Source organism: Streptomyces sp. NPDC005492 (genome assembly GCF_040605995.1).
Classification (GTDB): Bacteria; Actinomycetota; Actinomycetes; order Streptomycetales; family Streptomycetaceae; genus Streptomyces.
This window is the reverse complement of sequence record NZ_JBEXDX010000008.1, coordinates 38,893-55,587: the sequence shown is the minus strand read 5'-3', so window position 1 is coordinate 55,587 and position 16,695 is coordinate 38,893. Positions and strand designations below refer to the sequence as shown.

At 68.9% G+C, this 16,695-nt stretch carries 18 protein-coding genes; 10 read left to right on the top strand and 8 right to left on the bottom strand.

Annotated features, from left to right (window positions below; genetic code table 11):
* Positions 1 to 82 precede the first annotated feature (82 nt).
* Positions 83 to 697 carry an FMN reductase gene (locus tag ABZT04_RS13505; RefSeq protein ID WP_356056302.1) on the bottom strand — a complete coding sequence of 205 codons (615 nt, stop codon included), beginning with the start codon at positions 695 to 697 and terminating at the stop codon, positions 83 to 85.
* Entirely contained in the window at positions 694 to 1,785 is a 1,092-nt protein-coding gene (locus tag ABZT04_RS13500; protein WP_356056300.1) for an LLM class flavin-dependent oxidoreductase, read from the bottom strand. Before ABZT04_RS13500 ends, ABZT04_RS13505 begins: the two co-directional genes overlap by 4 nt.
* 127 nt (positions 1,786 to 1,912) lie before the next feature.
* Here ABZT04_RS13500 and ABZT04_RS13495 point away from each other — a divergent pair, with 127 nt between their 5' ends.
* The 3 genes from ABZT04_RS13495 (at position 1,913) to ABZT04_RS13485 (ending at position 4,643) form a co-directional block, all read left to right on the top strand.
* The gene (locus ABZT04_RS13495; RefSeq protein ID WP_356056298.1) at positions 1,913 to 2,725 is read left to right on the top strand and encodes a helix-turn-helix transcriptional regulator; all 813 of its coding nucleotides are present in this window, start codon (positions 1,913 to 1,915) and stop codon (positions 2,723 to 2,725) included.
* A gap of 71 nt (positions 2,726 to 2,796) precedes the next feature.
* Positions 2,797 to 3,954, top strand: a complete 1,158-nt coding sequence (locus ABZT04_RS13490) for a histidine kinase (RefSeq protein WP_356056295.1) — start codon at positions 2,797 to 2,799, stop codon at positions 3,952 to 3,954.
* Positions 3,951 to 4,643, top strand: a complete 693-nt coding sequence (locus ABZT04_RS13485; protein ID WP_356056294.1) for a response regulator transcription factor — start codon at positions 3,951 to 3,953, stop codon at positions 4,641 to 4,643. The genes ABZT04_RS13490 and ABZT04_RS13485 overlap by 4 nt, the downstream gene beginning before the upstream one ends.
* Here the strand turns inward: ABZT04_RS13485 and ABZT04_RS13480 are convergent.
* The 3 genes from ABZT04_RS13480 to ABZT04_RS13470 form a co-directional block, all read right to left on the bottom strand.
* On the bottom strand, positions 4,612 to 5,169 hold the full coding sequence (locus tag ABZT04_RS13480) for a hypothetical protein (RefSeq protein WP_356056292.1): 558 nt from the start codon (positions 5,167 to 5,169) through the stop codon (positions 4,612 to 4,614). The genes ABZT04_RS13485 and ABZT04_RS13480 overlap by 32 nt on opposite strands.
* 171 nt (positions 5,170 to 5,340) lie before the next feature.
* Complete coding sequence (locus tag ABZT04_RS13475; RefSeq protein ID WP_356056290.1) at positions 5,341 to 5,814, bottom strand: MarR family transcriptional regulator; 474 nt, start codon at positions 5,812 to 5,814, stop codon at positions 5,341 to 5,343.
* A gap of 72 nt (positions 5,815 to 5,886) precedes the next feature.
* The gene (locus ABZT04_RS13470; protein WP_356056555.1) at positions 5,887 to 6,354 is read right to left on the bottom strand and encodes a hypothetical protein; all 468 of its coding nucleotides are present in this window, start codon (positions 6,352 to 6,354) and stop codon (positions 5,887 to 5,889) included.
* 122 nt (positions 6,355 to 6,476) lie between these two features.
* On the opposite strand from ABZT04_RS13470, the gene ABZT04_RS13465 reads away from it, so the two are divergent.
* The 3 genes from ABZT04_RS13465 to ABZT04_RS13455 are packed head-to-tail and all read left to right on the top strand — an operon-like array spanning position 6,477 to position 7,815.
* Positions 6,477 to 6,815: a YnfA family protein gene (locus tag ABZT04_RS13465; RefSeq protein WP_356056289.1), complete on the top strand. Its 339-nt coding sequence runs from the start codon at positions 6,477 to 6,479 to the stop codon at positions 6,813 to 6,815.
* A 56-nt stretch (positions 6,816 to 6,871) separates the two neighbouring features.
* The gene (locus ABZT04_RS13460) at positions 6,872 to 7,648 is read left to right on the top strand and encodes an SDR family NAD(P)-dependent oxidoreductase (protein ID WP_356056287.1); all 777 of its coding nucleotides are present in this window, start codon (positions 6,872 to 6,874) and stop codon (positions 7,646 to 7,648) included.
* Positions 7,648 to 7,815 (top strand): hypothetical protein, encoded by a 168-nt coding sequence (locus ABZT04_RS13455; protein WP_356056562.1) that lies wholly within the window; start codon positions 7,648 to 7,650, stop codon positions 7,813 to 7,815. The genes ABZT04_RS13460 and ABZT04_RS13455 overlap by 1 nt, the downstream gene beginning before the upstream one ends.
* A gap of 29 nt (positions 7,816 to 7,844) precedes the next feature.
* On the opposite strand, the gene ABZT04_RS13450 is transcribed toward ABZT04_RS13455, so the two are convergent.
* Together ABZT04_RS13450 and ABZT04_RS13445 are read right to left on the bottom strand one after the other, a co-directional pair.
* Positions 7,845 to 9,272 (bottom strand): PHB depolymerase family esterase, encoded by a 1,428-nt coding sequence (locus ABZT04_RS13450; protein WP_356056285.1) that lies wholly within the window; start codon positions 9,270 to 9,272, stop codon positions 7,845 to 7,847.
* A 10-nt stretch (positions 9,273 to 9,282) separates the two neighbouring features.
* On the bottom strand, positions 9,283 to 10,650 hold the full coding sequence (locus ABZT04_RS13445) for a hypothetical protein (RefSeq protein ID WP_356056283.1): 1,368 nt from the start codon (positions 10,648 to 10,650) through the stop codon (positions 9,283 to 9,285).
* Between the two features lie 412 nt (positions 10,651 to 11,062).
* Between ABZT04_RS13445 and ABZT04_RS13440 the strand changes: the two genes are divergently transcribed.
* Positions 11,063 to 11,866, top strand: a complete 804-nt coding sequence (locus ABZT04_RS13440; protein ID WP_356056281.1) for an LAGLIDADG family homing endonuclease — start codon at positions 11,063 to 11,065, stop codon at positions 11,864 to 11,866.
* Between the two features lie 40 nt (positions 11,867 to 11,906).
* Here the strand turns inward: ABZT04_RS13440 and ABZT04_RS13435 are convergent, their stop codons facing one another.
* Entirely contained in the window at positions 11,907 to 13,100 is a 1,194-nt protein-coding gene (locus ABZT04_RS13435) for an RtcB family protein (RefSeq protein WP_356056279.1), read from the bottom strand.
* Between the two features lie 236 nt (positions 13,101 to 13,336).
* Here ABZT04_RS13435 and ABZT04_RS13430 point away from each other — a divergent pair, with 236 nt between their 5' ends.
* From ABZT04_RS13430 to ABZT04_RS13420, 3 genes are all read left to right on the top strand, one after another.
* Positions 13,337 to 14,188, top strand: coding sequence for a DUF3558 domain-containing protein (locus ABZT04_RS13430; protein WP_356056276.1), 852 nt, complete (start codon positions 13,337 to 13,339; stop codon positions 14,186 to 14,188).
* 118 nt (positions 14,189 to 14,306) lie between these two features.
* A complete protein-coding gene (locus ABZT04_RS13425) occupies positions 14,307 to 15,185 on the top strand; it encodes a DUF3558 family protein (RefSeq protein WP_356056273.1) in 879 nt (292 codons plus the stop codon).
* A gap of 165 nt (positions 15,186 to 15,350) precedes the next feature.
* On the top strand, positions 15,351 to 16,658 hold the full coding sequence (locus ABZT04_RS13420; protein WP_356056271.1) for a DUF2637 domain-containing protein: 1,308 nt from the start codon (positions 15,351 to 15,353) through the stop codon (positions 16,656 to 16,658).
* Positions 16,659 to 16,695: the final 37 nt, after the last annotated feature.

Genomic DNA, 16,695 nt, shown 5'->3' with positions numbered 1-16,695 from the left:
GTCTTCTCACGGTCGGCCGGGCTGGCCGTACCTGGGGGCTGCGCCCCCAGACCCCCGCTTCGGCCCTGAACGGGCCTCGTCCTCAAACGCCGGACGGGCTGGGTGATGCCGAACGTGTGGGAGAGAGTGCCGCGAGCTGTTCCGCGAACGGTATGACCGTCTGCTTCTCCCTCGGGCGTGCTGCCGACAGGCCCTTCATCAGCGCCCCCAGCTCCCCCGCCGCCCGCTCGATCCGCTCCGGCAACCCCTCCACGCCCCAGTCCTCCGAGGCCGCGTAGACCCCGGTCGGGACGACTACGGCGCGCAGGTAGGAGAACAGCGGGCGCAGGGCATGGTCCAGGACCAGGGAGTGGCGGGCCGTGCCGCCGGTCGCCGCGATCAGGACCGGCTTTCCGGCGAGGGCGTCCTTCTCCAGGACGTCGAAGAACGACTTGAAGAGTCCGCTGTACGACGCCGAGAACACCGGGGTGACCACGATCAGCCCGTCCGCCTCCGTCACCGCGTCCAGCGCGGCGGCGAGGGAACGGCCGGGGAAGCCGTTGGTGAAGTTGTGCGCTATCTCGACGGCGAGGTCGCGCAGCTCGACGACCTCGATGTCGACGGGGGTGTGCCGGTCCACCGCCGCCGCCAGCCGGTCGGCCAGCAACCTGGTGGACGAGGGCACGCTCAGCCCCGCCGAGACGACTACGAGCTTCATGCGACGGTCACTCCTTCCGATGCGGCCGCGCGCAGCGACTCGTGCGTCGGGGCCTCCGGCACGTCCGCCGGGCGGTTCACCGCGAACTCCTTGCGCAGGACCGGTACGACCTCCTCGCCCAGCAGGTCGAGCTGCTCCAGGACGGTCTTCAGCGGCAGCCCGGCGTGGTCAAGGAGGAAGAGCTGGCGCTGGTAGTCACCGGCGTAGTCGCGGAAGGCGAGGGTCTTCTCGATGACCTCCTGCGGGGAGCCGACGGTCAGCGGGGTCTGGTCGGTGAAGTCCTCCAGGGAGGGCCCGTGGCCGTAGACCGGGGCGTTGTCGAAGTACGGGCGGAACTCGTTCACCGCGTCCTGGGAGTTCTTCCTCATGAAGACCTGGCCGCCGAGCCCGACGATCGCCTGCTCCGGCGTGCCGTGGCCGTAGTGCGCGTACCGCTCCCGGTACAGCTCGACCATCCGCTTGGTGTGGTCGGCCGGCCAGAAGATGTTGTTGTGGAAGAAGCCGTCGCCGTAGAAGGCCGCCTGTTCGGCGATCTCGGGGCTGCGGATCGAGCCGTGCCAGACGAACGGCGGTACGCCGTCCAGCGGGCGGGGCGTGGAGGTGAAGCCCTGGAGCGCGGTGCGGAACTTGCCCTCCCAGTTGACGACGTCCTCGCGCCACAGGCGGCGCAGCAGGGCGTAGTTCTCGATGGCGAGGTTGATGCCCTGGCGGATGTCCTGCCCGAACCAGGGATAGACCGGGCCGGTGTTGCCGCGGCCCATCATCAGGTCGACCCGGCCGTCGGCCAGGTGCTGGAGCATCGCGAAGTCCTCGGCGATCTTCACCGGGTCGTTGGTGGTGATGAGGGTGGTGGAGGTGGAGAGGATCAGCTTCTCGGTCCGGGCCGCTATGTAGCCGAGCATCGTGGTCGGGGACGAGGGCACGAAGGGCGGGTTGTGGTGCTCGCCGGTCGCGAAGACGTCGAGCCCGACCTCCTCGGCCTTCAGCGCGATGGCGACCATGGCCTTGATGCGCTCACGCTCGGTCGGCGTCCGTCCGGTGGTCGGGTCCGGTGTGACGTCGCCGACGCTGAAGATCCCGAACTGCATGGTCGTTCACCCTCCAGGTTGTTGATGATTCAACTATACCCTCCAACGGACACCCCGCCGCACATATTCCACCGGCCCGCACTTCCCTCCACCGGCCGATGTCAGTGGCCCGTCCTACGCTCCTCCCATGGCAGCCGCACACCGCGACACCCGAGGAATCGTCGACCCCGCCGAGCTCCTCGCCCGCGTGCGCTTCCGCCGCCCCGGACCCGCCGCGCCCCTGAACCCGTACGTCGAGCACTACTGGCTGATCGACTGGGACCTCACCGAGCCCTACGTCTCCCATGTCGTCCCGCACCCGGCCGTGCACATCGTCTTCCAGCGGCTGGCCGGCGAGGACGCCTTCGTCGAGGTCGCCGGCATCCCGCACGGCCTCTTCGCGCAGAAACTGGAGGGGCGCGGGCAGGTGTGCGGGATCAAGTTCCGGCCGGGCGCCTTCCGCACCGTCGCCGTCGCCCCGGACCGCCCGGTGTCGGAGTGGACGGGGCTGCGGGTCCGGCAACCCGAGGTGTTCCCGAACATCGACCCCGCCACGGTCCTCGACGCGCCGGGCGACGACAGCGCCCGCGTCGCCGCCCTCGACGCCTTCCTGCTCACCCTCGGCCCGCGCCCGGACCCGCAGGCCGAGCTGGCGACGGCCCTGGTCGACCGCATCCGCGCCGACCGCACGATCCGCCGCGTCACCGACTTCGCCCGCACCGAGGGCCTGTCCGTACGACTGCTGCAGCGCCTCTTCGCCGCGTACGTCGGCGTCGGCCCCAAGTGGGTCATCCTGCGCTACCGCATCCACGAGGCCCTGGAGCGCGCGGGCACCGAGGAGCCGGTCGACTGGGCGGCCCTCGCCGCCGACCTGGGCTATGCCGACCAGGCCCACCTGGTCCGGGACTTCACAGCGACGGTCGGGGTGACGCCGACGGCGTATGCGCAGGGCGTGCACTGACCGCCACCTGCCGCCGACGGTCGCGCTGATAGCTTTCGCAGCGGCCCGACCACAGCGGAGAGTGGGACCTGATGAACCGAACTCAGGCCGTGGTCCGCTGGTTCACGGCGGACAACAACCCCGTCCAGGTCTTCGGCACCGTCGTCGCCCTCGTCGTCACCGCGTTCACCGTGCGCCCGGTCGGCACGTCCGGTACCGGGCTCGCGGTGCTGTGTCTGCTCGTGCTGGAGTCGCTGCTGCTGTGCACGCGGCTGATTCCCGAGGGGCGGTTCTCGCCCACCGTGCAGCTCGCGGTGCTGTGTGTCTGGGCGGTCGGGGCGGCGGCGTTGATGAGTCTGGAGCACTCGGGGGCGTCGGCGCTGTTCGCGTACTTCGTGACCGGGCACGCCGGTTACCGCCTCGAAGCGCGCCGCGCGCTGCCCTTCGCCGCGCTCACCAGTGCCCTGTGCGCGGGGGCACTGCTTGTGCCGTGGGGCGACCATGACACCTCGTGGATCGTGGGCGCCTTCACCGGCGCCAGTGTGCTGGTCGGGATCTCCAACCGCGCCCACACCGACGCGCTGCGCTCCGCGCGTGCCGCCGCCGAGCAGTCCGAGCTGGCCGCACGTGCCGAGGCCCGGGCCGAGGCGCTCGCCGAGCGGGCCCGGATCGCCCGGGACGTGCACGACGTACTGGCCCACTCGCTGGCCGGGGTGAACATGCAACTGGAGGTCACCGACGCCCTGTTGGAGGCCGGAGACGTCGACCGGGCCCGGGAGGCCGCCCAGCGGGCGCAGAGCCTGGTGCGCTCGGGTCTCACCGAGGTGCAGCGCACGGTCGGGGACCTGCGGGAGGACGCGCTTCCGCTGGTGGAGACGCTGCGGTCACTGCTCGCCTCCGGGTCCGACGCCGGTACGCTGACCGTCGACGGGCCGCCGCGTGAACTGCCCGTCCGCCTCGCCCAGGTGATCGTGCGCTGCGCCCAGGAAGCCCTGACCAACGCACACAAGTACGCGCCCGGCGCCCCGGTCCGTATGCGCCTGGAGCACCGGCCTCAGGAGACTGTCTTCGAGGTGGTCAACTCGGCGCCGCCGCAAGGCCCTCGGCCCCTGGCCGGTGCGGGGAGCGGGATGGGACTTGTCGGGATGCGCGAGCGGCTCGACCTGGTGGGCGGCACGGTCTCGGCCGGGCCGAACGTGGACGGCGACGATGCGGGAGGATGGCGGGTGCACGTGGTGATCCCGGGATGAGCGAGCAGCGGCAGGACGAACAGCGGCCCGGCGTAAGGGTGGTTGTCGCCGACGACCAGACGGCGGTCCGTGAGGCGCTGGCGACCGTACTGGATCTCCAGCCCGGCGTGGAGGTCGTAGCGACGGCGAAGGACGGCGGGGAAGCTGTGCGGGCCGCCGAGGAGCACGCGCCCGATGTGATCCTGATGGATCTCAACATGCCACGGATGGACGGGGTCGAGGCCACCCGGCTGCTCACCGAGCGCTTCCCGCAGGTGGCCGTGGTCGTGCTCACCACCTTCGCCGACGAGGAGTACATCCTCGCCGCGCTCGGCGCCGGTGCCCGCGGCTACCTCACCAAGGAGTCCGGCCGGCAGGACATCACCCGCGCGGTGCGGGCCGCGGCGGCCGGGCAGTCCGTGCTCGACCCCGCCGTACGGGACCGGCTGGTCGCCGCCGCCGCTCGGGGCGGCACCCCCGCCGAGCGGCCGGGCACCGGACTGGCCCCGGATCTCACGCCCCGGGAGGTGGAGGTGCTCACGCTGATCGGCGAGGGGCTCACCAACCGGGGGATCGCCGAGCGGCTGGTGGTCAGCGAGGCCACGGTGAAGACCCATATCAACAACCTCTTCGCCAAGGCGCATCTGCGGGACCGGGCACATGCCGTGAAGTACGCGTTCATCCACGGACTGGTGAAGACCCCCGGGTGAGGGCCTCGCCCGGGGCCCCGGCCGGCGCCAGCAGGCGCACGCGGGCCAGCAGCAGGAACACCCGAGTGAGGACCATGGCCAGCGCCATGATGACGAAGAACGGTGCGATGGCGTCCTGGACTATGTGGTGCTCCGCCATGAACGTGCCCAGGTGCTCGCGGAACCCGGTGTTGTGCTCGGCGAGATAGATGAAGGCGACCCGCAGCCCGACCAACGCCGTCCAGATCGCGACGAACCCCACGCCACAGCGGGTGTGGACCTGGCCCGAGACCGGATCCCGCTCCACTCCGGTGGTGAGCGTGGCGACGACACCGCACGCCAGTCCGATCGCGGCGCCCACCAGATAGACGACGAGGTCGGCCTGCTGGCCGGGCATCCCCCTCAGATAGAAGTAGCCGATCGCGGGCACCGTGCCGATCGGCATCAGCACCTTGTGCAGGTCGTACTTCCGACGTCCGTACTGCGTCAGCATCATCACCGCGAAGATGCCCCCACTGATCGTCAGCGCCTGCTCCATGTCCGTCATGACGTCGCACTCCTCGGTCTCCGGCGGTCCACCCGCCGTCCCTTTTCCTGAGTGCGACTCTCCCGCCGGGGCCGGAAAAGCTCCCGGACCCACGGGTGGACATCCGGGTGGAGAGGCAGGGTGGAGCCGTCGCCCTGAGCATGCCGCCGCTCGCCCGACGGCCGGGGCGACCTACACGTCCCCCGCCCGCAGCCGCGCGATCTGCCGCCCGCTGAACTCCACCGTCCGCCTCATGTGCCCGACGATCACGGCGAGTTCGGCGTCGCCCAGTTCGTCGAAGAGGGTGAACCAGCCGCCGCCGAGGCGGTTCCACATCCGGGCGAACTCGGTGATCTTCTCCGGGACGGTCGCCACCAGCACCCGCCGCCGGTCCTCCGCGTCCCGCTCCCGCACCACGTACCCCGCCCGCTCCAGCCGGTCCACGAGCCGCGTCGCCGAGCCGGTCGTCAGCCCGGTCAGCTCGGCGATCCGGCCCGTGGTCACCGGCCCGGCCTCCAGCGTGAGCAGGTTCAGGCACTGCAGATCGGTGGGGTGCAGCCCGAGGCAGTCGGCGACGGCCTGGTTGAACAGGGCGTAGGACGCCATGTACCGGCGCGATACGGAGAACAACTCGTCCAGCAGCCGCGCCCGCGCGTTCCCGGACATGTCGCACCCCTCGTCGTCTCGCCGTCCGTGCCTATGGAGATCGAGATCGTACGACGAGACCGGGGGCGCGACTCAGAAGTAGTAGGTGTCCCCGGTGTCCAGGACCAGCACCCGCTGCTGGTCGTTGGCCCGATTGACGTCCACCGCGCCGCCGCCCCACACCGTGTCCAGCTCCAGCACCACCTCGGAGGACACGTCCCGCAGTTGTACCCGCACCTCCATCCGCTGGCCCACCTCGTCCGCGGCCAGCGCCCCCGTCCGGCACACCACCACCCGCTCCCCCGACCGGGCACACCCCACCGGCAGCGTCTCCCCCGTCGCGAGAGGCTTCGACCAGCGCAGCCGTACGGTCGCGTCCGGGACCGCGGACGGACCGTGGTTGCGCGGGGTGAACCGCACGTCGATGCGGCCCCCGCTCATGGTCGCGGACCCGTGATAGGCGAGATCCGCCTCCGGACCCGGCGCCCCGGGGGCCGCCCCCATCACCGCGAACGCGGCACCCGCCACCGCCCCGACCCGTAGTACCCGTACCACCCGCATACCGCCCATGTGCCATCCACTCCTCAGTACGCCGTCCACCGCGGTCGCAGGGATGTATCCCACGCGCGGCGCACGACAGGCGCCGTCCATCAGGTGACAGCGCGTGTGATGGGGTGGCGGCCATGCTCGTTCTTCGCTCCGCGGCCCTCTTCGTCCTCGCCGCCGTCTTCGAGATCGGCGGCGCCTGGCTGGTCTGGCAGGGGGTGCGCGAACACCGCGGCTGGCTGTGGATCGGCGGCGGGGTCATGGCCCTCGGCGTCTACGGCTTCGTCGCCACGTTCCAGCCCGACGCCCACTTCGGCCGCATCCTCGCGGCCTACGGCGGGATCTTCGTCGCCGGTTCACTGGCCTGGGGCGCGGTCGCGGACGGCTACCGGCCCGACCGCTGGGACATCACCGGCGCCCTGATCTGCCTGGCCGGGATGGCCGTGATCATGTGGGCGCCCCGCAACGGCGGCTGACCCGGCTCTATACCCTGGCAGCAGTCAGTCGTACGCACCGTCCCGAGGAGCAGCCCATGGCCGCCGCCGCACCGTCCGCCGCCTCCCGTATCGCGATCGTCACCGGGGCCAGCGGTGGAATCGGCGCCGCCACGGCCCGGCAGCTCGCGGCGGCCGGGTACCGCGTCGTCCTCACCGCCCGCCGCAAGGACCGTATCGAGGCGCTCGCCGAGGAGATCAACAAGGCGGGCCACAAGGCGACGGCATACGAACTCGACGTCACCGACCGGGCCGCCGTCGACGAGTTCGCGACCGCCTTCAAGACCGTCGGCGTCCTGGTCAACAACGCGGGCGGCGCACTCGGCGCCGACCCCGTCGCGACCGGCGACCCCGCCGACTGGCGCACGATGTACGAGACGAACGTCCTCGGCACCCTGAACATCACCCAGGCCCTGCTGCCCGCCCTCACCGCCAGCGGCGACGGCACGGTCGTGGTCGTCTCCTCCACCGCCGGCCACGGCACCTACGAGGGCGGCGCGGGCTATGTCGCCGCCAAGCACGGCGCCCATGTCCTCGCCGAGACGCTCCGCCTGGAGATCGTCGGCACCCCGGTCCGGGTCATCGAGATCGCGCCCGGCATGGTCAGGACGGACGAGTTCGCGCTGACCCGCTTCGGCGGCGACGCGGAGAAGGCGGCGAAGGTCTACGCGGGCGTCGCGGAGCCCCTCACCGCCGACGACGTGGCCGACACGATCACCTGGGCGGTCACCCGCCCCAGCCACGTCAACATCGACCTCCTCGTCGTCCGCCCCCGCGCCCAGGCCTCCAACACCAAGGTGCACAGGGAGCTGTGATGTCGGAGATGCCCGACGAGGACGACCGGTCCCCGGAGAAGCGCCGGCTGGCCGAGGAGACCAGGAACGAACGCAAGGTCTGGTACTTCCTCGGCTACTTCCTCTTCGGCATCCACATCATCGCGTTCGTGATGATGTACGCGGTGACGCACGCCCCGAAGAAGTAGCACCCCGGCGGAGTAGGCCGGGGTACCGCTCACTTCCGCTGGTCGAAGATCCACTCCCTGATGGCCTCGATGGTGTAGGCGATCGGCCAGGTCGAGTTGTGCTCAAGGGCGTTCGGGTTCTGCTTGACCTGTGCCGCCGTGAGGGTCGTGCCCTTCAGGAACGTCGAGTAGTTGACCGTCGTCCCCTTGGCCCGCATCGCCTTGACGTCCGCGGCGAACGCGGTGGCGCCGGCCCTCCCGTTCCAGGTCGCGCGGCTGACCTTCGTACCGGCCGCCTCGATGACCTTGGTGATGGCGTTCATCCCGGGATAGGCCTTGGTGTCGCCCTGCGAGACGGTGACCCACAGCTTCTTCTTCGCCAGCGGCTTCGCCTGGGCGTCGGGCCACTGGCCGGCGACGACGAACGAGGCCGCGAACAGGTCGGGGTACTTGATGTTCAGACCGAGGGTCATCATCGCGCCCATGGACTGGCCGGTGGAGTACAGCCGGTCCTTGTCGATGCTGTACCGGGTCGTCAGGTCCTCGACCAGGTTGGCCGTCGCGTCGAAGTACGCCGTCGGCTTGTAGTCGTCGCTCACCACCACGGCCGGGTACTGCGGCGCCAGCACGAACGCCTCGCGCTTGGCCTGGTCCTCGGGACTGGCCCAGCACACAGCGCCGAGACCCTGCACGAGCGTCGCCGTCGGAGTCGTACTGACCACGCTCGCGTCGTGCATGAAGAGGACCAGCGGATAGGACTTGGCCTTGTCGTAGTTCTTGGGGACGTAGAGGTTGTAGGGCAGGGACTTGCCGGTCTTCGGGTCCTTGAAGGTGAACTGCTTGAAGTCGTCCACGATCGGGTTCACGGTCCCGGTGGTGGTGACCTTCGCGCTGTCGGCCGGATAGGCGGTACCGCCGGTGGTCGTGACGGTGCCGGTCTGGGTGACGGTTCCCTTGGCCTTCTTGAGGTTGGCCGCGCCGCCGGTCGCGCCGAGGGTGGGGCCGGGGACGACTCCGGGAGTGCCCGTCGACTGGCTCGCCGAGGCCTGGGGCTGGGCGGACCCACTGGCACCGCCCTGTCCGCCCCCGCCCCCGTTGCCGTAGGGACCGGAGATCCCCCACAGCAGCGCACTGTCGTCGTCGGGGGAAAGCTCGACGATGACGTACCTGCCGTCGGTGCCCTGGTCGGCCGTCGCCGCGCTGGTGTTGGCGTAGACCTTCGTGACCGTACGGCCCTCCGCCTTGAAGGACGACGTCGACAGCTTGGCCGTGGCGATCTCGGCGTCGTACTCGATGGCGACGGCGATGAACTTCTGGCCCTCGCCGTACACCTTGGTGATGGCGGTGGCGCTCTTGACATGGCCGTTCCCGCTTCCGGAATCACCGGAATCGGAGCCGGAACTGCAGGCGGTGAGAGCCGGTGCGGTCAATGCGGCCGCCCCCAGAAAACGCGCCAGGAAAACACGCCTTGTCTGCATTTTCCCCACCTCAGTTCAGGGAATTGATGATGCGTCCGATGCGCGCCTCGGCCTTCTCGGCGGTGCCCTTGATGTAGAAGCCGTCGACCGCCTCGTAGGTGACGTGGTCGAAGTTCCATTGATCGGGCATGTTCTTCGCGCCGCCCTCGAACATCGACATGACGAAGGTGCTGGAGAACGATGAGTTCTCGCGGATCGCGGTCGCGGTGCTGGTGGACAACTCCGGTTCCACGCCGGCGAAGACGCCCTTGCCGACCTGGAAGACCCAGATCGGCACCTGGGCGGTGCCGGTCGGGGTGAAGGTGACGGTCTTGGTGGGCGCGCTGGCCTGGGGACCCGTCACCTGCGTCGTGGTGATGTCGTCGGTGACCAGCCGCACCACGACCGACTTCCCGCTCTCGTACTTGGTGATCCCCTGCGCCACCCGCACGATCTCGTTCCCGAGCCGCTCGCCCTGCACGGTCAGCAGCGCGAAGCCGGCGTCATGCAGATCGACGCCGTAGGTCCAGCCCTTGTCCTTGTCGATCGTGTACCGCTTCGAACGGTAGGCCGGGAACTGGTCCCCGCACGCCCCGACCAGCCAGAAGCCGACCGCGCCCGGGTACTGCGCCTCGACATGCGCGACGGCCGCGCCGGCGAGGTCGGCGGTGATCGGAAGGGTGCCGTCGGCCATGACGGAGTCCTGCATCACGCAGGACTGCACGTTGTAGTTGGTCAGCACGGCGATCGGGTTGCCGTCGAGGTCGTTGAAGCGGGCCACGTACACGCCCTTGTCGGAGGGCAGTTGCTCGTTGACGCCGAGCCAGTAGCCGTTCGCGGTGGACACATTGCGGTTGACGTTGACGTCGGACCGGCCGGAGCCGTAACCGACTTCGGCGTCCTGAAGGTTCTTCACCGCGTCGGCGACGGCGGACTTGGTGGCGGTCACGATGTTCTGCACATACGTGGCGGCAGCGGCCGAGGACGAACTCGCCTGCACATGCGGCGCGGAGAAGCAGTGCGTGACGGTGACCATGATGTTCGCGGCGGCCACGCCACTGGCCGCGGTGATGGCCTCGCGCATCAGCGCGATCGCCTCGGCGCTGATCGAGGTCAGGTCCAGCACGGCCAGTGCGATACGGCGGGAGCCGGACTCCACCAGCAGCACACGGACGTTGAGGTCGTCGTGCACGGCGGTGAAGTTGTCCAGCGGCAGCAGCGAGGCCGCGGGTGTGAACGCGGCCTTTCCGACACCGACCTTCAGCCCGCCCGTCGCCTTGGTCGCGGCCTGGGCGGAGCCGGCCCCGCCCGCCACGGTCGCGGCAAGGGCGGTGGCCGCACCGACGGCCACCACGGCCCGCCGGCTCATCTCGCTCTGGTTCTGGTGCCGCTCCATCATCTGCTGTCCTCCAAGACACTGCGGGTGGGGTCAGGCCAACACCCGCGCAGCATCACAGCGAATTTCGGAGCCAGCAATAAGGGTCACGCGCAAACAAAGCTTTCACGAATTGCGCAGGCAATTTGACGTGCGAAGTCGACGGAAAGCCACAGGAATATGTCCTGAATTCACAGCGCTCTCAGAGAGACCTCAGAGCGACCGATGCCTTGACTTTCCCGCCCACATCCCTTGATTCACCCACAAGGGTGAACAGCGTCGATCACCCGCACGGCGCCCGAACGGTCGACCTAGGCTCGCGCCACAACATCAACACGACGGCCCTCGACCAGGACTGGCATCCCGATCGAGGGCCTGACCAGCACGGAAGTGGAGCTTCCCTGTGGCTGAATGCGAGCCTAGCGCCCAGCGGTTCATGGACCTGACGGTCCCGGAGTACGCGTACATGTTCGGGTTCTTGCAGGCGGACGGACATCTCTCTCAGCAGTCGAGGCAGCGAGGACGACTGACCGTCGAAATCAGCGCCCGGGACATCGATCTGCTGTACAGGTTCAAGCACCTGACGCCCTACAACAGCAGCGTCACTGAACGCACTCGGTCCACCAACTTCGCCGAGACCCACACGTCAGCGATCTGGTCCCTCTTCTCCCTGGAGGCCAGGACCACACTCAACGAACTCGGCCTGCCCTACGGGCGTAAGTCGAAGACGATCGCCCCGCCAACCGTTGATTTTGTACGCCGCGACTACCTGCGGGGGCTGATCGACGCTGACGGTTCGGTGGGCGTCACCGGCAAGGGATTCCCGTTCGTCTCCCTGACCACGGCCAGCAGCCCGATCGCGTCCTATCTACGCGACTACTGCAGGGAGGTCACAGAAGCCGAGCGAACCCTCAAGCGCAACGCTCGCGACGCCATCTACAACGTCTTCTACACGATGGAGGTGGCCCAACGCCTGGTCAACGACCTCTACTATCCCGACTGCCTGTCGTTGGAGCGCAAGCGCAGCGCCGCCGAATCCCTCTCAGCCTGGGTACGCCCCACAGGCATGAGGGCCGCGTACACAAGGCGCCGGTGGACGGAGCAAGAAGACCGAGTCCTCCTGGAACTCGGCAGCCCAACAGCAGCCGCAGATGCACTCGGTAGGACCATCCAGAGCTGCCATCTCCGCCTCTGGCGCCTACACAGTGGCCAAGCATCCACGCCCAGCGATCAGCGATAGGCCGAGTGAGGCCTCCGGCATCGACCGGAGGCCTCACTCATCAGCCCTTCACGCACACAACCTGCTTCAGCTTCGCCACGACCTCCACAAGATCCCGCTGCTGATCGATGACCTGGTCGATCGACTTGTACGCACCCGGGATCTCGTCCACGACGCCGGAGTCCTTACGGCACTCCACACCCCGTGTCTGCTCCTCCAGGTCCCTCGTCGAGAAGCGACGCTTGGCCGCGTTGCGGCTCATTCGCCGACCGGCGCCGTGCGACGCGGAGTTGAAGGCCTTCTCGTTGCCGAGGCCCTTCACGATGTACGAACCCGTGCCCATCGAGCCCGGGATGATCCCGTACTCGCCGGAGCCGGCCCGGATCGCTCCCTTACGGGTGACGAGCAGGTCCATCCCCTCGTACCGCTCCTCGCTCACGTAGTTGTGGTGGCAGGAGATCTCCGGCTCGAAGGTCGGCTTCGCCTTCTTGAACTCCTTGCAGACCACGTCCTTCAGGAGCGCCATCATGAGCGTGCGGTTGTACTTCGCGTACTCCTGCGCCCAGAAAAGGTCGTTGCGGTACGCCGCCATCTGCGGGGTATCAGCGATGAAGACGGCGAGGTCACGGTCGACCAGCCCCTGGTTGTGCGGGAGCTTCTGGGCCGTGCCGATGTGATGCTCGGCCAGTTCCTTGCCGATGTTCCGGGACCCGGAGTGCAGCATGAGCCACACCGAACCGGACATATCTACACAGACTTCGCAGAAGTGATTTCCCGAGCCGAGCGTCCCCATCTGCTTGACAGCCCGCTCCTCCCGGAACTTCACCGCGTCCGCGACCCCCTCGAACCGCCCCCAGAACTCGTCCCACCCACTGGTGGCCAGCCCATGGAAGCCCCCCGGCTCGACGGGACTGTCGTGCATCCCCCGCCCCACCGGAATCGCCTGCTCGATCTTCGACCGCAGCCGGGACAGATCGCCCGGAAGGTCGTTCGCCGTGAGGGACGTCTTCACCGCGGACATTCCGCAGCCGATGTCGACCCCCACCGCGGCCGGGCACACCGCGCCCCGCATCGCGATGACCGAACCGACCGTCGCCCCCTTGCCGTAGTGGACGTCCGGCATGACCGCGAGGCCCTTGATCCACGGCAGGGTCGCGACATTGCGGAGCTGCTGGAGCGCCCCGTCCTCGACCGTCGCCGGGTCGGTCCACATGCGGATCGGGACCTTCGCGCCCGGTATTTCCACGTACGACATCTCGTCCTCATTCCCCCGAAATCACAGTAAAAGTCATACATCGCAAAACCGGCGCCAAGGCCAATGAAAGGGACAGCGGACCGGCGTCCACGGCTGTGCGTGCGATACACATTGTCTCCAGGGGGTCCCCGCCCGCGGCAAGCGATTAACCAGCGGGGACACTGGCTGTGCCTCGATCGTTCAAGGGGTCGAGGGACACGGAAGACACCTGGCACACCGTCGAGAGGAGCCCGACCGTGCAGCGGAAGGCGTACGTACCGGGCGCTGCCGCGCTCCTCGTGGCGCTGCTGGCAGCAGGCTGTACGAGCGGCTCGGCCGACAGCGGTACGACGGACGACGCGAACCCGGGCGAGGCCGGTACGGCGACGGCGGTGGCCCAGCCGGGCAAGTACCGCACGCTTCCGGAGCCCTGTGGGGCCGTCAGCCAGAGCACGCTGGATTCCCTGCTTCCCGGGATCAAGCAGATCGCGGACGCGGAGCAGCGGGAGACGGCGTACGAGGGCGACGCGACGCTGACGTACGACACGGACCGCAAGGTGGGCTGCCGTTGGAAGGTGGAGTCCACGGACGCGACCGACCATCTGCTGGTCGATTTCGAGCGGGTGGTGTCGTACGACAACGCGGTGAGCGACGACAACCAGGCGCAGACGATCTTCGGGACGAAGGAGGCGGCGGCGGATCTTCCGGAGCCGTCGTCGAGCGCCACGGCGTCGGACTCCGCGTCGGAGTCGGCGTCGGCGACACCCTCCGCGTCCGCCACTCCCTCGTCGTCCGCCTCAGCATCCGGTTCCTCCTCCGCCAGCGCTTCCACCTCGACCTCGCCCTCCCCGTCCTCCTCCCCCACCGCGCTCCAGCCCCGCACCCTCTCCGATCTCGGTGACGACGCGTTCATCGACGACACGTTGAGCAGCTCGGGTTCGACGGCGAAGCAGCGCACGGTGACTGTGGTGTTTCGCACGTCCAACGTCATCGTGACCATCGAGTACGAGGAGCAGCCGGCGACGGTCGGTGTCGTGCCGGACAGCCAGAAGATGCAGGACAGGGCCCGGAAACTGGCCGCGCAGTTGGCCGATTCGCTGAACGGTTAGGGCCGTTTCGGGTGGCTGGTGCGGCTCCGCGCAAAGGCGGTGAACGGAGACCGCACAGCCTGCTCACCGCGTACCGTGGCCCCTCGGACCCGATCCGACGGCAGGAACCACGAGCGTCATGAGTGAAGGAACCATGCATCAACCAGCACAGCGAGACCGGCTTGACCACCAGCGAGCGAAGCGTGTGAGTCGCGCCCTTGTCTGCGCGGCGGCCGTCCCGGTGATGCTGATCGTCGCCGGCTGCTCCTCGGACTCCGGCTCCGGCGACGCGGCGAGCAAGGAGGCGGGTCCCGGTGCCACCACGTCGGCCGCGACCTCCGTTCCCACGGTGCAGGCGGCGGCGTACAAGAAGTTGCCGGAGCCGTGTGCGGTGTTGTCGGCGAAGACGTTGACCGAGTTGGTGCCGAAGGGGGCCAAGTCGGGCAAGGAGGGTTCGTCGAGCGACACGGCGTCGCGGGGCAGTTGCTCCTGGACGAGCCTGGACAACAACGGGGTCAAGGGTTCGCAGTTCCGTTGGCTGAACGTGTCGTTGCTGCGGTTCGACTCCTCGCAGACCCAGGGCGAGGGCGACAAGCTGGCGCAGGCGTACTACACGAAGCAGGTGCGGGAGGCGCAGTCGGTGACCGGCGCGAAGAGCGTCAGGTCGGAGCCGGTCGCGGGTGCGGGCGACGAAGGCACGGCGGTGCGCTACGACCTGAAGAAGAAGGAAGGCGCCTTCAAGCAGCAGACGGTGGTGGCGCGGGTCGAGAACGTGGTCGTCACGATCGACTACAACGGCGCGGGTCTGGCGGGCGACAAGGCGCCGAGCGCGGACACGCTGACGAAGGCGGCGGAGAAGGCCGTGAAGGAGACTGTGGCCGCGGTCACGACGGCCAATGGCACCGGGGGCGGTTCGGGTGCGGGCTCGCCGTCCGCGTCTCCCACCAAGTCGGCGTCCAAGTCGCCGTCCAGGGCCGCGAGTGTCTCGCCCTCCCCCTCGGCGACGAAGAAGAGCTGACCGTTACATCGAGCCGGATTCGGGCCTCAACTCGCAGGTCAGCAGAGCTTTTTGACGGCGCCCGGTCCCCTCGCGGACCGGGCTCCTGACAGACCGGCACCCGGAGCGCCGCACACATGTGCCACCCTGTTGCGCGCAACAACATGTAAGGGGAGGGGAGTCCGGGTGTCCGCGCCCATTCAGCTCACACGTATGCACCGCGTGCTCATCGGCGTGGTCGTCTCCGGTGCGGTGGTCATCGCCGGTATCGGCTTCGCCGGTTCGTACGCCGCCGTACGTGAACTCGCCCTGAAGAAGGGCTTCGGGAACTTCGCGTATGTCTTCCCGATCGGTATCGACGCGGGCATCTGTGTGCTGCTCGCCCTGGACCTGCTGCTGACCTGGATCAGGATCCCCTTCCCGCTGCTGCGTCAGACGGCGTGGCTGCTGACGGTCGCGACGATCGCGTTCAACGGCGCGGCGGCCTGGCCGGATCCGCTGGGTGTGGGCATGCACGCGGTGATCCCGATCCTGTTCGTGGTCTCCGTGGAGGCGGCCCGGCACGCGATCGGCCGGATCGCCGACATCACGGCGGACAAGCACATGGAGGGCGTCCGCCTCACCCGCTGGCTGCTCTCCCCCGTGCCGACCTTCCTGCTGTGGCGGCGGATGAAGCTGTGGGAGCTGCGTTCCTATGAGCAGGTCATCAAGCTGGAGCAGGATCGTCTCGTCTACCAGGCGCGGCTGCACTCGCGCTTCGGTCGCGCGTGGCGCCGCAAGGCTCCGGTGGAGTCCCTGATGCCCCTGCGACTGGCCCGCTACGGCGTCCCGCTCGCGGAGACGGCTCCCTCGGGTCTGGCGGCGGCGGGCATCGAACCCGTACTGCTGCCCCCCGCCCCCCAGTTGGAGGCGGCGCGCGAGCCGGAGCCCGCGGCACCCGCCGTGCAGGCCGGCCCGGCACCGGTCCGGGAGCAGCTTCCCGTTCCCGCTCCTGCGATGAACGAGTCGCCGGAGCCACCCCAGCAGCCGGGCTTCGCCGAGCAGCAGAGTCAGTGGCTCCAGGCACGCGACCCCCAAGCCGTCGAGTACCAGGGCGGCTACGACCCGACGTACGACCCGGATGCCGCCTACCGGCAGTGGTACGCCGAGCAGCAGCAGGCCGATCAGTACGAGGAGCAGCAGCGGTACGAGCAGCAACCCGCTGCTGAGCCCGAGCCCGAACCCTCGCCGGAGGACACGGGTACCTTCCCGATCCCGTCCGGTCCGGGCCGTACCCGTGAACTGGGTGCGGGCGGTGGCACGGAGCCGACCGAGGACGACTACTACCAGATCTTCAAGAAGTCGATAGACGGCGGCTATCCGAGTGCCGGTCAGTTCCGGGGCGATGTGGAGGCCACCTTTGGCACCATGCTCCCGGCCCGTGAGGCCGACCGCATGGTCAACCGGTTCACGGCCCGCCACACGGAAGAGCTGCAGGAGTACCACAGCGCATAGCGGCACGACATGGGAAAGGGGCCCTCACGTGGAGGGC

Bases quoted from the DNA above. Each gene is read 5' to 3' on its own strand.
- ABZT04_RS13495 (WP_356056298.1), top strand. From the start codon at position 1,913: ATGGCAGCCGCACACCGCGACACCCGAGGAATCGTCGACCCCGCCGAG.
- ABZT04_RS13470 (WP_356056555.1), bottom strand. From the start codon at position 6,354: ATGCGGGTGGTACGGGTACTACGGGTCGGGGCGGTGGCGGGTGCCGCG.
- ABZT04_RS13450 (WP_356056285.1), bottom strand. From the start codon at position 9,272: ATGCAGACAAGGCGTGTTTTCCTGGCGCGTTTTCTGGGGGCGGCCGCA.
- ABZT04_RS13425 (WP_356056273.1), top strand. From the start codon at position 14,307: ATGAGTGAAGGAACCATGCATCAACCAGCACAGCGAGACCGGCTTGAC.
- ABZT04_RS13435 (WP_356056279.1), bottom strand. From the start codon at position 13,100: ATGTCGTACGTGGAAATACCGGGCGCGAAGGTCCCGATCCGCATGTGG.
- ABZT04_RS13475 (WP_356056290.1), bottom strand. From the start codon at position 5,814: ATGTCCGGGAACGCGCGGGCGCGGCTGCTGGACGAGTTGTTCTCCGTA.
- ABZT04_RS13505 (WP_356056302.1), bottom strand. From the start codon at position 697: ATGAAGCTCGTAGTCGTCTCGGCGGGGCTGAGCGTGCCCTCGTCCACC.
- ABZT04_RS13460 (WP_356056287.1), top strand. From the start codon at position 6,872: ATGGCCGCCGCCGCACCGTCCGCCGCCTCCCGTATCGCGATCGTCACC.
- ABZT04_RS13500 (WP_356056300.1), bottom strand. From the start codon at position 1,785: ATGCAGTTCGGGATCTTCAGCGTCGGCGACGTCACACCGGACCCGACC.
- ABZT04_RS13485 (WP_356056294.1), top strand. From the start codon at position 3,951: ATGAGCGAGCAGCGGCAGGACGAACAGCGGCCCGGCGTAAGGGTGGTT.
- ABZT04_RS13455 (WP_356056562.1), top strand. From the start codon at position 7,648: ATGTCGGAGATGCCCGACGAGGACGACCGGTCCCCGGAGAAGCGCCGG.
- ABZT04_RS13440 (WP_356056281.1), top strand. From the start codon at position 11,063: ATGGACCTGACGGTCCCGGAGTACGCGTACATGTTCGGGTTCTTGCAG.
- ABZT04_RS13465 (WP_356056289.1), top strand. From the start codon at position 6,477: ATGCTCGTTCTTCGCTCCGCGGCCCTCTTCGTCCTCGCCGCCGTCTTC.
- ABZT04_RS13480 (WP_356056292.1), bottom strand. From the start codon at position 5,169: ATGACGGACATGGAGCAGGCGCTGACGATCAGTGGGGGCATCTTCGCG.
- ABZT04_RS13445 (WP_356056283.1), bottom strand. From the start codon at position 10,650: ATGATGGAGCGGCACCAGAACCAGAGCGAGATGAGCCGGCGGGCCGTG.
- ABZT04_RS13490 (WP_356056295.1), top strand. From the start codon at position 2,797: ATGAACCGAACTCAGGCCGTGGTCCGCTGGTTCACGGCGGACAACAAC.